Below are 13,822 nucleotides of genomic sequence, written 5' to 3' on the forward strand. Positions count from 1 at the left end.
GGATTCCGCCGGGTCCGGTGTGCCAGGCGGCCCCGCGGCGTCCGGCGAGTCCGCCGGCTCCGCGACGGCCGCCGCGCCCGGGACGCCCGACGCCGGTGCGAGTGCCGAGCCCGAGGAGGAGCGCACCCACGAGGCGCGGGCGGCGCAGCGGGAGCTGTTCGCACACACCCCCGGGTTCATCCTCGGGGACACCGCGGCCTTCGGCGGCAGCCTGGTCGGCGGGGCCCAGCACGGCGTGTCCGGCGGGCGGGTCGACGGCGACGTCTACCTGGGCGGCCGGACCGAGTACCACTACCACGGGGCGGCCCCCGCCACCGCGGGCGGCGCCTCCGGGGAGATCCCCCGCGCCGACCTGGACGCGCTGGCCGCCGTCTTCGCGGACGGCCCCGTCTTCGCGGACGCCCTGCGGCGGCTGCGCGAGGAGCGCGTGCTGGTCCTGTCCGGGGCGCACGGCACCGGCCGCGGCGCCGCCGCGCTGATGCTGCTGCACCGGCTGGGCGTGCCCGCCGTCACCGCGCTCGACCCCGACACCGTCCCGGGGGCGCTCGCCGGCCGGATCACCCGGCCCGGCGGGTACGTCCTGCGCGACCTGCCGCTCAGCCGCAACCGGCCGCTGCGCGACACCCACCTCTACGCCGCCCGCGAGCAGCTCGAGAAGGCCGACGGCCACCTCGTCCTCACCGTCGAGAACTCCCCCCACCTGCCGGGCGTCACCCCGTGCGCCTGGGGGCCGCCGAGCGCGCGGGACGTCGTACGGGCGCGTCTGTCCCGCCTCCGGCCGGACGCCGCCGACGTCGAGCGGCTGCTCGCGCTGGAGCCGGTGGCCGCGTTCCTCGCCGGCGGCCCCCGGCCCGCCGAGGCCGCCGCCTTCGCCGGCGCGCTCGCCGAGTACGACGGCAGCGAGCGGGCGCTGGCGCGGCTGGCCGACTTCGGGCAGGCCGCGGTGGAGAAGCAGTGCCGCGACTGGCTGGGCGACCCGGACCTGCGGCTGCGGGACAAGGCCTTCCTCGTCTCCCTGGCCGTGTTCGACCAGGCGCCGTACGTCCTGGCGGCCGAACTCGCCGACCGGCTGTACGTGCACCTCCAGGGCCTGCAGCAACCCGGGAAACCGCCCGACATCCCGGTGTTCGGGCCGCCGGCCGCCGACCGGCTCGCCCTGGCCCGCGCCCACGGTGAACTGCGCGGCGAGCAGACCGAGTGGGGCCCGGTCACCCAGTTCACGGCCTGCTTCGGCGAGGAGCGCACCGCGCGCGTGCTGCTCACCGAGGTGTGGACCCGGCACCCTTCCGCACGCCCCGCGCTCGTGGAGTGGATCAGGGAGCTGGCCCGCGACGGGCGCCCGCTGGTGCGCACCCGGGCCGCCGCGGCCACGGCGCTGCTCGCCGCCGCCGACCTGCCCTCGACCATGGCCCTCCTCGTCGACCGCTGGGCCACCTCCCGCGCCATCGGACCGCGCGTCACCGCCGCCGGTACCCTCACGCTCGCCCAGCTCCTGGACGCGCCCGTGGTGTTGCGGCTGCTCACCCAGTGGTGCTCCGACGGGCACTGGGGCCGCCGCTGGACGGCCATCCGCGCCTTCGGCCTGCTCGCCCCGCTCCGCCCCGACCTCGCCGGAGCCGCGCTCGGCGCGCTGGCCGGCCGGGCCCGCGCCGCGGCGAGCAACAAGGCCGAGCGGAACAACCTCACCGAGTCCGCCGCGCTGCTGCTGTCCGGCGGCCCGGGCCGGCGCCGCGGCGAGACGCTCGCGGAGTTCGTCCGGCTGCTGTACCAGGACGCACCGGCGGTGCGCGAGCTGGCGCTGGCCGCCTTCGTGCGGGCCTGCGACAACGCCGAGGACGGCGCGCTGGTGGGCTGGTACGCCGAGAGCGGCATGTACGAGGCGGACACCGCCCGCGATCTCGCCACCCTGTGGCGCACCGCGCTGCGCGACCGCGCCCACACCCGCGCGGCGCTGAACGCCCTGCACACGTGGGTGCACGTCGCCGGCCGCCGCGCCGACGCCGCGCACGCGCTGGAACTGCTGCTGCCGGCCCTCGTGGTCACCGCGGACGACCGCAAGCGGCTCGACCACGAACTGCGCACGCTGCGCGCCGAGGACGGCGGCCCGCGCCCGCCCCTGGCCGACCACCTGCTCACGGTGCTGCACCCGGCCGCCCCCACCGTCCACTGAACGTCCCCTATTTCGTTCGAGGAGTTGACCCATGGCGGACTTCCGCCGGCCGCCGGAGTGGCAGCAGGACGCCGACCGGCACAGCACACTGATCGACCCGGTGCTGACCGTGCGCCCCATCTCGCGCTTCGACTACGTCGCCCGCAGACAGGTCGGCGCGATCGACCACGCGCTGGTCTTCGTCACCGCGGGCGGCGCCTACGACGTCTTCATGCCGCCGCAGCGGCCGAGCCGCGCGGAGGCGGCGACCCGGCGCTACACCTCGGTGTACGAGGTGGACATGGGAAGCCACCCGGTCCATCTGAAGCTGCGGCTGCCGAGCGACGACGACGCGTTCTCCTTCGGCGCGACCGCCGACCTGACCTGGCGGGTGGCCGACCCGGTCGCCTACGTGGCGAGCGGCGAGCGCAACGTGCCCGACCGCCTCCAGCGCGAACTCCAGCAACTGGCCCGCCCGGTCACCCGGCGCTTCTCCATCGAGGACAGCCCGCAGGCCGAGCAGGCGGTGCTCGAGGCGGTCATGGAGCAGGGCCGTTTCGCCGCGGGCACCGGACTGGACGTGACGTGCGTGGTGCGGCTGCGCCTGGACGACGAGGCGATCGCCCACCGCAGGCGCAAGCGCAGCCTGCGCTACGAGTCCGAGATGCTGGACCCGGAGCACGAGTACCGGATGCGCCAGGCCCGGCACGAGCACGAACTGGAGTGGCTGCGCCAGCGGCAGTCGCAGCAGCTGGTAGCCGAGAAGATCGCGTTCTACCAGTACCACCTCCAGCACGGCGGGGTCGCCGCTTGGGCGCTGCATCTCGCGCAGCACCCGATGGACACCAAGATGGTGATCGGCACCCTCCAGAAGGACCAGCTGGGCTCCATCCGCAGTCAGCTGGAGTTGATCGCGGGCGACACGCTGGAGGACTTCCAGAAGGCCGAGTCGGCGCGGACGGTGCTGAAGTCCGTGGACGACCTGATCGAGCAGCAGGACCAGGCCGCCGCCCAGCCCCCGCCCGTGGCGCAGGCCCTCCCGCCGGGCGCGGAGACACCACCGCCGACGCCGCCGTACGGGGGCCCGGGGCCGGGTCCGTACGCGACCCCGGAGCCGCCGTACGGGGCTCCGGGACAGCCGTACGGGACCCCCGAGCCGCCGTACGGGACTCCGGGGGCGCAGGGTGCGACGGCTCCGGGGGCGTACGGCGCCACGGCTCCGGGGGCCGCCGGGGCCGCGCAGCCGCCGTACGACCCCGGGTCGCCCCGAGTGCCGCAGGCGCCGCAGGCGCCGTCCGGGACGCCGCAGGCTCCGCAGGTGCCCCAGCAGGCGCCGCAGTCGCCGTACACCGCCGTGCCGCAGCCGTCCGCGCCCGGGCCCGGGGCCGCCGCCGGGACGTACGGTCAGGCCGCGCTCGCCCCGCCGCCCGTACCGCCCGCGGCCCCCGGTCCGGCGCCGTTGGTGCCCCGGCCGCCGGGCCAGGCACCGGACACCGCCGCGCGGCCCCCGGAACACCCCGGAACGGACCCGGCATGACCGTGCCGGACCCGTTGCCGGGCCCCGCCCCGGGCCGTACCGCCGCCCCGCCCGCCCCGCCCGGCCCGGACGACGCGGCCCGCTCCGAGGCCGGTGGCCGGGCGGGCGAGCGGCTGCTCGGCGAACTGCGGGGCGAGATCGCGCGCGCCGACGCCAAGGCCTCCGTGCTGGTGGCGGCGCTCGGCCTGACCGCGGGCCTGTTCACCGGGCTGCTGTCGGGCCGCGACTGGTCGCCGGGCGAGCTGTCCGCGCCCGGGGCGGTGGTGTGGTGGTCCGGAGCCGGCTCGCTCGCGCTGTCGCTGGGCGCGCTGCTGCTCGCCGTCCTGCCGCGCTGCCACGGCGAGGCATGGGCGCCCGGCCGGCCGCTGTGCTACTTCGGCGACATCCGGCAGGCCGTACGGCAGGGCCGGCTCGCCGAGGCGCTCGCCGACACCGACCGCGACCCCGCCGCCGGGCTGCTGGCGGCGCTCGCCGCGACCAGCGGCATCGCCGCGTCCAAGCACCGGTGGATCCGCACCGGTCTGATCGCCTTCTGCGCCGGCGCCCTGCTGCTGCCCACCGCCCCGCTCATCGGCTGAGCCGGCCGGCCGCCGTCCCCCCGCCCGCCCCTTCGAAGGAGTCCCCTCTCCATGTCCCAGCCCCCGGACCGGGCCTTACCGACCGGTCTCCCCCCTGCCGCCGAACCGCCCCGGCTCACGGACGCGGCACCCACGCCGCCGTACCCCGGCCCGGCTGCCCCGGACCCGCGGTATCCGGCCCCGCCTCCGCAGTACCCGGGCGCCGCGGACGCGCCCGCGTACGCCGCCCCGGCCCACCCCGCGGACCCGGCGCACCCGGCCCACCCGGCCACGGACGCCCCGGCGTACCCGGCCGCCGCGCACGAGCCCCGCTACCCGGACGGCACCGGCCCCGCGCCGCAGTACCCGGCCGCGCCGGTGCCCGCCCCTTGGGGCACCGCCCCGCGGGAGCCGCAGTACCCGGGAGCCCCGGCCGCTCCCCCGTACCCCGGCGCACAGGACCCCGGCGCGCAGACCGCGGCCCCCGCGTATCCGGAGGCCGCGCTCCCTCCGCCCGCGTACCCGGACCCCGCACAAGCCGCTCCCCCGCCACCCACGTATCCGGGTCCCGCACCCGCCTACCCGGGCCAGGACACCGCCCGGGCCCACCCAGGCAGCGGGCCCTCCTGCCCCAACGCCACCCCCGCCCACCCGGCCACCGGCCCCGCGTACCCGAACGCCGGACCCGCGTACCCGAACGCCATGCCCCCCGGGACACCGGCCCCGCACCCGCCCGCCCCCGGCCCGGCGGCGTACGCCGGCCCACCGGCGCCCGAGCCCCGGCCCGCCGCCGGGCCCACCCCCGGAACCGCCCCCGGAACCGCTGCCGGAACCGCCCCCGGAACCGCTGCCGAGCCGGCCCCCGAGCCCGCCCCCGACGACCTCGACTACCGCCACCGCGGCGCCCGGCTGCACGTCGCCGAGCATCAGCGCGGCGCCGACGCGACCGCGATCGGGCGCCTCGCCGTGCAGCTGCCGGGCGCGCTGGTCAGCCTGGCCGTGGTCGGCTCGATCGCGGTGGGGGTGCTGGGCAGCGTGCTCGGCTGGATCGTCACCGCGGGCTGGGTGGTCAGCGGCGCCCTCGTCTTCCACCGGCCCGCCGAGCTGGCGTTCGCCCGGCACGTGCTCAAGCTGCGCGCGCCCACGCCCGAGGAGCGGGCCCGGCTGGAGCGGGTGTGGCGGGAGGTCACCGCGCGGGCGGGCATCGAGGCGCACACCTACGAGCTGATGGTGGAGAACAGCGACGAGCTGAACGCCGTCGCCGTGGCCGGACACGTCGTCGGCGTCACCACCTACGCCCTCGACCGCATCCCGAGCGCCAACCTCGCCGCCGTCCTCGCCCACGAGCTGGGCCACCACACCGGCGGCCACGCCTGGGCCGGTCTGCTGGGCTACTGGTACTCGCTGCCCGGGCGGATCGCCTGGGCGGTGATGCGGGGCCTGGCCCGGCTGGCCATCGTCGTCGCGGGCGCGTTCTCAGCGGTGGCCGCCGGGTTCGTGTACCTCTTCATCGGCATGACGGTGGTCGCCGGGTTCCTCGGCGCCTGGTACATCACGATCCCGCTTGTCGCCGCGCCCTATCTGCTGGCCTACGCCGGCCGGCGCGGCGAGCTGCGCGCCGACCAGCAGGCCGCCGAGCTCGGTTTCGCGGGGCGGCTGGCCGAGGTGATCCACCACTTCCGCACCGAGGAGGAGACGGCGAAGGCCGCCGCCGTGGCGCGGGGGGAGAAGCTGCGGGAGCCCGGCACCCTGGACCGTCTGCTGTCCACCCACCCCGATCACGAGACCCGGCTCGGCGCCCTGGAGCCCTATCTGCGGCTGCGGCGCTGAGGGGCCCCGCAGCAGGACACGCCGAAGGGCGGCCACCCCGCGCACGGGGTGACCGCCCTTCACCGCTTCAAGCGGCTGCCCGCCTACTGGTTGTACGGACCGTAGTCGTAGTCCTCCAGCGGAACGGCCTGGCCGGAGCCGGTGCCGAACGGCGAGTAGTCGATGTCGTCGTAGCCGACGGCCGAGTACATCGCGGCCTTGGCCTCCTCGGTCGGCTCGACCCGGATGTTGCGGTAGCGGGACAGACCCGTACCGGCCGGGATGAGCTTACCGATGATGACGTTCTCCTTGAGGCCGATGAGGCTGTCGGACTTGGCGTTGATCGCCGCGTCCGTCAGGACTCGGGTCGTCTCCTGGAAGGAGGCGGCCGACAGCCAGGATTCCGTCGCCAGCGAGGCCTTGGTGATACCCATCAGCTGCGGACGACCGGAGGCCGGGTGACCGCCCTCCTGGACCACACGACGGTTCTCCTGCTCGAACTTCGAGCGCTCGACCAGCTCGCCGGGCAGCAGCTCGGCGTCGCCGGACTCGATGATCGTCACACGGCGCAGCATCTGCCGGATGATGATCTCGATGTGCTTGTCGTGGATCGACACACCCTGCGAGTTGTAGACCTTCTGGACCTCGCCGACCAGGTGGACCTGGACGGCCCGCTGGCCCAGGATGCGCAGCACGTCGTGCGGGTTGGTGGCACCCACGGTGAGCTTCTGGCCCACCTCGACGTGGTCGCCCTCGCCGACCAGCAGACGGGCGCGCTTCGAGATCGGGTAGCTCGTCTCGTCGCTGCCGTCGTCCGGGGTGATGACGATCTTCTTGGTCTTCTCGGTCTCCTCGATCCGGACACGTCCGGCCGCCTCGGAGATCGGGGCGACACCCTTCGGGGTACGGGCCTCGAAGAGCTCGACGACACGCGGCAGACCCTGGGTGATGTCGTCACCGGCCACACCACCGGTGTGGAAGGTACGCATCGTCAGCTGGGTGCCGGGCTCACCGATGGACTGGGCGGCGATGATGCCGACCGCCTCACCGATGTCGACCAGCTTGCCGGTGGCGAGCGAACGGCCGTAGCACATCGCGCAGGTGCCGACGGCGGACTCGCAGGTCAGGACCGAGCGGGTCTTGACCTCCGAAACGCCGCGGGAGACGAGCTCCTCGATGAGGACGTCGCCCAGGTCGGTGCCGGCCGGGGCCAGCACCTGGCCGTCGACCACGATGTCCTCGGCGAGGCAGCGCGCGTACACGGACGTCTCGACGTTGTCCGCCTTGCGCAGCACGCCGTCCGCGTCGACCTCCGCGATCTGCAGCTTGAGGCCGCGGTCGGTGCCGCAGTCCTCCTCGCGGATGATGACGTCCTGGGAGACGTCGACCAGACGACGGGTGAGGTAACCCGAGTCGGCGGTACGCAGAGCGGTGTCCGCCAGACCCTTACGGGCACCGTGCGTGGAGATGAAGTACTCCAGCACGGACAGACCCTCACGGAACGAGGCCTTGATGGGCCGCGGGATCGTCTCGTTCTTCGCGTTCGACACCAGACCGCGCATACCGGCGATCTGACGCATCTGCATCATGTTCCCTCGGGCGCCCGAGTTCACCATCATGAAGATCGGGTTGGTCTTCGGGAAGTTGTCGTTCATCGCCTCGGCGACCTCGTTGGTCGCCTTGGTCCAGATCGCGATGAGCTCCTGCGTGCGCTCGTCCTTGGTGATCAGACCGCGCTCGTACTGCTTCTGGACCTTCTCGTCCTGCGCCTCGTAGCCGCGGACGATCTCCTTCTTCGCCTCGGGAACGACGACGTCGGAGATGGCGACGGTGACGCCGGAACGGGTGGCCCAGTAGAAGCCGGCCGCCTTCAGGTTGTCGAGCGTCGCCGCCACGATGACCTTCGGGTAGCGCTCGGCGAGGTCGTTGACGATCTCGGAGAGCTGCTTCTTGCCGACCTCGTAGTCGACGAACGGGTAGTCCTCGGGCAGCAGCTCGTTGAAGAGCGCGCGGCCCAGGGTGGTCCTCAGCCGGAAGCTGTCACCCTGCTGCCACTCCGGCTCGCCCTCCTCGCGGGCCGGCGGGGTCCAGCCGCGCGGCGGGATGGTGCCCACCGGGAAGCGGATGTCCACGCGCGACTGCAGCGAGAGCTCGCCGGCGTCGAACGCCATGATCGCCTCGGCCACGGAGGAGAAGGAGCGCTCCTCGCCCTTCACGTCCCGCATCTCGCCGTCGGTGGTGAGGAAGAACAGACCGAGGACCATGTCCTGGGTCGGCATCGTCACCGGACGGCCGTCGGCCGGCTTGAGGATGTTGTTCGAGGACAGCATCAGGATGCGGGCCTCGGCCTGCGCCTCCGCGGACAGCGGCAGGTGCACGGCCATCTGGTCGCCGTCGAAGTCCGCGTTGAACGCGGTGCACACGAGCGGGTGGATCTGGATGGCCTTGCCCTCGACCAGCTGCGGCTCGAAGGCCTGGATGCCCAGGCGGTGCAGGGTGGGCGCACGGTTCAGCAGAACCGGGTGCTCCGCGATGACCTCTTCCAGCACGTCGTACACGACCGTGCGGCCGCGCTCGACCATGCGCTTGGCGCTCTTGATGTTCTGCGCGTGGTTCAGGTCGACCAGGCGCTTCATCACGAACGGCTTGAACAGCTCCAGCGCCATCGCCTTCGGCAGACCGCACTGGTGCAGCTTGAGCTGCGGGCCGACGACGATCACGGAACGCGCCGAGTAGTCGACGCGCTTGCCGAGCAGGTTCTGGCGGAAGCGGCCCTGCTTGCCCTTGAGCATGTCGGACAGCGACTTCAGCGGACGGTTGCCGGGGCCCGTGACCGGGCGGCCGCGGCGGCCGTTGTCGAAGAGCGCGTCGACGGCCTCCTGGAGCATGCGCTTCTCGTTGTTCACGATGATCTCGGGCGCGCCGAGGTCGAGAAGCCGCTTCAGGCGGTTGTTGCGGTTGATGACACGGCGGTACAGGTCGTTCAGGTCGGAGGTCGCGAAGCGGCCACCGTCCAGCTGCACCATCGGACGCAGGTCCGGCGGGATGACCGGGACGCAGTCCAGGACCATGCCCTTGGGGCTGTTGGAGGTCTGCAGGAACGCGGAGACGACCTTCAGCCGCTTCAGGGCGCGGGTCTTCTTCTGGCCCTTGCCGGTGCGGATGATCTCGCGGAGCTTCTCGGCCTCCTCCTCGAGGTCGAAGGACTCCAGGCGCTTCTGCAGCGCCGCGGCACCCATCGAGCCGTCGAAGTACGTGCCGAAGCGGTCGCGCAGCTCGCGGTAGAGCAGCTCGTCGCCCTCGAGGTCCTGGACCTTGAGGTTCTTGAACCGGGTCCACACCTCGTCGAGACGGTCGATCTCGCGCTGGGCGCGGTCGCGCAGCTGCTTCATCTCGCGCTCGGCGCCCTCGCGCACCTTGCGGCGCACGTCGGCCTTGGCGCCCTCGGCCTCGAGCTCGGCGAGGTCCGCCTCGAGCTTCTTGGCGCGGGCCTCCAGGTCGGCGTCGCGGCGCTGCTCGATCTGCTGGCGCTCGACGGAGACATGGGCCTCCAGCGAGGGCAGGTCGCGGGTACGGCGCTCCTCGTCGACGTACGTGATCATGTACGCGGCGAAGTAGATGACCTTCTCGAGGTCCTTGGGAGCCAGGTCGAGCAGGTAGCCCAGCCGGCTCGGGACACCCTTGAAGTACCAGATGTGCGTGACGGGGGCGGCCAGCTCGATGTGGCCCATCCGCTCGCGGCGCACCTTGGCGCGGGTGACCTCAACGCCACAGCGCTCACAGATGATGCCCTTGAAGCGGACGCGCTTGTACTTGCCGCAGTAGCACTCCCAGTCCCGGGTGGGGCCGAAGATCTTCTCGCAGAAGAGGCCGTCCTTCTCGGGCTTGAGGGTGCGGTAGTTGATGGTCTCGGGCTTCTTGACCTCGCCGTGGCTCCACTGACGGATGTCGTCAGCGGTGGCCAGGCCGATCCGGAGCTCGTCGAAGAAGTTGACGTCGAGCACTATGCGTCAATCCCTCTCAGGGTCGTAAGTCTGTGGTCTGAAACGGGGGCCTGGGGGTCGGCGGGCCTCCTGGTCAGGAGGCCCGCCGGACTCCCGTCAGACCTCTTCGACGCTGCTCGGCTCGCGCCGGGACAGGTCGATGCCGAGCTCCTCCGCGGCGCGGAAGACATCCTCGTCGGTGTCGCGCATCTCGATGGACATACCGTCGCTGGACAGCACCTCCACGTTCAGGCAGAGAGACTGCATCTCCTTGATGAGCACCTTGAAGGACTCGGGGATGCCGGGCTCGGGGATGTTCTCGCCCTTGACGATGGCCTCGTAGACCTTCACGCGGCCGGTGACGTCGTCGGACTTGATGGTCAGCAGCTCCTGGAGGGCGTAGGCGGCGCCGTAGGCCTCGAGTGCCCACACCTCCATCTCGCCGAACCGCTGACCGCCGAACTGCGCCTTACCGCCCAGCGGCTGCTGGGTGATCATCGAGTACGGACCGGTCGAGCGGGCGTGCAGCTTGTCGTCGACCAGGTGGTGCAGCTTCAGGATGTACATGTAGCCGACCGAGATCGGGTCCGGGAACGGCTCACCGCTGCGGCCGTCGAACAGCCGCGCCTTGCCGGACGGGAGGACCATGCGGTCGCCGTCGCGGTTCGGAATGGTGTGCTCGAGCAGACCCGCCAGCTCGTCCTCGCGGGCACCGTCGAAGACCGGGGTCGCCACGTTGGTGCGCGGGTCGACCTGGTCGGCGCCGATGGCCTGCAGGCGCTGGGCCCACTCGTCGGCCAGGCCGGAGACGTCCCAGCCCTGGCTGGCGAGCCAGCCGAGGTGGATCTCCAGGACCTGTCCCGGGTTCATCCGGGACGGGACGCCCAGCGGGTTGAGGATGATGTCGACCGGGGTGCCGTCCTCCAGGAACGGCATGTCCTCGATCGGCAGGATCTTGGAGATGACACCCTTGTTGCCGTGGCGGCCGGCGAGCTTGTCACCGTCGGTGATCTTGCGCTTCTGCGCGACGTAGACGCGGACCAGCTGGTTCACGCCCGGCGGCAGCTCGTCGCCCTCCTCGCGGTCGAAGACGCGCACACCGATGACCTTGCCGGTCTCGCCGTGCGGCACCTTCAGCGAGGTGTCACGGACCTCACGGGCCTTCTCGCCGAAGATCGCGCGCAGCAGGCGCTCCTCCGGGGTCAGCTCGGTCTCGCCCTTCGGGGTGACCTTGCCGACCAGGATGTCGCCGGCGATGACCTCGGCGCCGATGCGGATGATGCCGCGCTCGTCGAGGTCGGCGAGGACCTCCTCGGAGACGTTCGGGATGTCCCGGGTGATCTCCTCGGGGCCGAGCTTGGTGTCACGGGCGTCGACCTCGTGCTCCTCGATGTGGATCGAGGAGAGGACGTCGTCCTGCACGAGGCGCTGCGACAGGATGATCGCGTCCTCGTAGTTGTGGCCCTCCCACGGCATGAACGCGACCAGCAGGTTCTTGCCGAGCGCCATCTCGCCGTTCTGGGTGGCCGGGCCGTCGGCGAGGACCTGGCCCTCGATGACGCGGTCGCCCTCGTTGACGATGACCTTCTGGTTGACCGAGGTGCCCTGGTTGGAGCGGGCGAACTTGGCCAGCCGGTAGGTGATGTAGGTGCCGTCGTCGTTGGCGGTGGTGATGTAGTCCGCGGAGACCTCCTGGACCACACCCGCCTTCTCGGCCTTGACCACGTCGCCGGCGTCGACCGCGGAGCGGTACTCCATGCCGGTGCCGACGAGCGGGGCCTCGCTCTTGATGAGCGGGACGGCCTGGCGCATCATGTTCGCGCCCATGAGGGCACGGTTGGCGTCGTCGTGCTCGAGGAAGGGGATCATGGCGGTCGCGACCGACACCATCTGGCGCGGCGAGACGTCCATGTAGTCGACGTCCTCGGGGCTGACGTAGTCGACCTCGCCGCCACGGCGGCGGACCAGGACGCGGGCCTCGGCGAACCGCAGGTCGTCGCCCAGCGTGGCGTTGGCCTGCGCGATGACGAAGCGGTCCTCCTCGTCGGCGGTCAGGTAGTCCACCTCGTCGGTGACCTGGCCGTCGATGACCTTGCGGTACGGGGTCTCGACGAAGCCGAACGCGTTGACCCGGCCGTAGGAGGCGAGCGAGCCGATCAGACCGATGTTCGGGCCTTCCGGCGTCTCGATCGGGCACATGCGGCCGTAGTGCGAGGGGTGCACGTCACGGACCTCGAAGCCGGCCCGCTCACGGGAGAGACCACCCGGGCCCAGCGCGGACAGACGCCGCTTGTGCGTCAGCCCGGAGAGCGGGTTGTTCTGGTCCATGAACTGGGACAGCTGGCTGGTGCCGAAGAACTCCTTGATGGAGGCGACGACCGGCCGGATGTTGATCAGGGTCTGCGGCGTGATCGCCTCGACGTCCTGCGTGGTCATGCGCTCGCGCACGACGCGCTCCATCCTGGCCAGACCCGTGCGGACCTGGTTCTGGATGAGCTCGCCCACGCTGCGCAGACGGCGATTGCCGAAGTGGTCGATGTCGTCGGTCTCGACGACGATCGTCTCGCCGGAGTCACCGGTGGTCTCGGTCTCGCCGGCGTGCAGCTTCACCAGGTACTTGATCGTCGCGATGATGTCCTCGACGGTCAGGATGCCCGCGTCCAGCGGGGCGTCCGCACCCAGCTTCTTGTTGACCTTGTACCGGCCGACCTTGGCGAGGTCGTAGCGCTTGGGGTTGAAGTAGAGGTTCTCCAGCAGCGTCTGCGCGGCCTCACGCGTGGGCGGCTCGCCCGGACGCAGCTTGCGGTAGATGTCGAGGAGCGCGTCGTCCTGGCCCTGGGTGTGGTCCTTCTCCAGGGTGGCGCGCATCGACTCGTACTCGCCGAACTCCTCGAGGATCTGCTCGTTGGTCCAGCCGAGCGCCTTGAGCAGGACGGTGACGGACTGCTTGCGCTTGCGGTCGATGCGCACACCGACCATGTCGCGCTTGTCGATCTCCATCTCCAGCCAGGCACCCCGGGACGGGATGATCTTGGCGGAGAAGATGTCCTTGTCGGACGTCTTGTCGATGCTGGAGTCGAAGTAGACACCGGGGGAACGGACCAGCTGGGACACCACGACACGCTCGGTGCCGTTGATGACGAAGGTGCCCTTGTTCGTCATGAGCGGGAAGTCGCCCATGAAGACCGTCTGGGACTTGATCTCACCGGTCTCGTTGTTGGTGAACTCGGCGGTGACGAAGAGCGGGGCGGCGTACGTGAAGTCGCGCTCCTTGCACTCGTCGATGGAGTTCTTCGGCGGCTCGAAGCGGTGGTCCCGGAACGTCAGCGACATCGACCCGGAGAAGTCCTCGATCGGGGAGATCTCCTCGAAGATCTCCTCCAGACCGGACTTGGTGGGGACGTCCTGACCGTTCTCCAGAGCCTGCTCGACGCGAGCCTTCCACGCGTCGTTGCCGAGCAGCCAGTCGAAGCTCTCGGTTTGCAGCGCGAGAAGGTTCGGAACCTCGAGGGGCTCCTTGATCTTTGCAAAGGAGATGCGCAGCGGGGCGGTGCTGGCGCCGTTGTTCGTATTCGCGGTCGAGGCAGTGCGCGAGGCGGCCAAGAGGGGGTCCTTCCGAGGGCTCGGACTCACTACGCGCGTACCGGCCCCTCCCCCGGGCAACGGGACAGACGGTGCCTGAAGTGGCCGAAGGGCCAGGTCAGGTGCGGTCTGGTCGTCGATGCTCGAGCGAGGGCAGGCCCCTGGTGACGGGCAGGGGACAGCTAACAGGCAGCGCAAAGGGTCA

The 13,822-nt window shown here is 71.9% G+C and carries 6 protein-coding genes; 4 read left to right on the forward strand and 2 right to left on the reverse strand.

The window, feature by feature from the left end:
* Positions 1-19 precede the first annotated feature (19 nt).
* The 4 genes from ACI2LW_RS02980 to ACI2LW_RS02995 are packed head-to-tail and all read left to right on the forward strand — an operon-like array spanning position 20 to position 6,073.
* On the forward strand, positions 20-2,170 hold the full coding sequence (locus ACI2LW_RS02980) for a hypothetical protein (RefSeq protein WP_404729316.1): 2,151 nt from the start codon (positions 20-22) through the stop codon (positions 2,168-2,170).
* A gap of 31 nt (positions 2,171-2,201) precedes the next feature.
* Complete coding sequence (locus ACI2LW_RS02985) at positions 2,202-3,686, forward strand: PE-PGRS family protein (RefSeq protein WP_404729317.1); 1,485 nt, start codon at positions 2,202-2,204, stop codon at positions 3,684-3,686.
* Positions 3,683-4,264, forward strand: a complete 582-nt coding sequence (locus tag ACI2LW_RS02990) for a Pycsar system effector family protein (RefSeq protein ID WP_404729318.1) — start codon at positions 3,683-3,685, stop codon at positions 4,262-4,264. The genes ACI2LW_RS02985 and ACI2LW_RS02990 overlap by 4 nt, the downstream gene beginning before the upstream one ends.
* Before the next feature lie 51 nt (positions 4,265-4,315).
* Positions 4,316-6,073: a M48 family metalloprotease gene (locus tag ACI2LW_RS02995; RefSeq protein ID WP_404729319.1), complete on the forward strand. Its 1,758-nt coding sequence runs from the start codon at positions 4,316-4,318 to the stop codon at positions 6,071-6,073.
* Positions 6,074-6,156: 83 nt separating this feature from the next.
* On the opposite strand, the gene ACI2LW_RS03000 is transcribed toward ACI2LW_RS02995, so the two are convergent.
* Together ACI2LW_RS03000 and rpoB are read right to left on the reverse strand one after the other, a co-directional pair.
* Positions 6,157-10,056 (reverse strand): DNA-directed RNA polymerase subunit beta', encoded by a 3,900-nt coding sequence (locus tag ACI2LW_RS03000; protein WP_404729320.1) that lies wholly within the window; start codon positions 10,054-10,056, stop codon positions 6,157-6,159.
* Between the two features lie 96 nt (positions 10,057-10,152).
* A complete protein-coding gene (rpoB, locus tag ACI2LW_RS03005) occupies positions 10,153-13,638 on the reverse strand; it encodes a DNA-directed RNA polymerase subunit beta (RefSeq protein ID WP_404729321.1) in 3,486 nt (1,161 codons plus the stop codon).
* Positions 13,639-13,822 lie beyond the last annotated feature (184 nt).

Origin of the sequence: Streptomyces sp. NPDC004065, from assembly GCF_044903565.1 — a bacterium.
Taxonomy (GTDB): Bacteria; Actinomycetota; Actinomycetes; order Streptomycetales; family Streptomycetaceae; genus Streptomyces.

Coding starts and splice junctions, on each gene's coding strand:
- ACI2LW_RS02995 (WP_404729319.1), top strand. CDS start 4,316: ATGTCCCAGCCCCCGGACCGGGCCTTACCGACCGGTCTCCCCCCTGCC.
- ACI2LW_RS02985 (WP_404729317.1), top strand. CDS start 2,202: ATGGCGGACTTCCGCCGGCCGCCGGAGTGGCAGCAGGACGCCGACCGG.
- ACI2LW_RS02990 (WP_404729318.1), top strand. CDS start 3,683: ATGACCGTGCCGGACCCGTTGCCGGGCCCCGCCCCGGGCCGTACCGCC.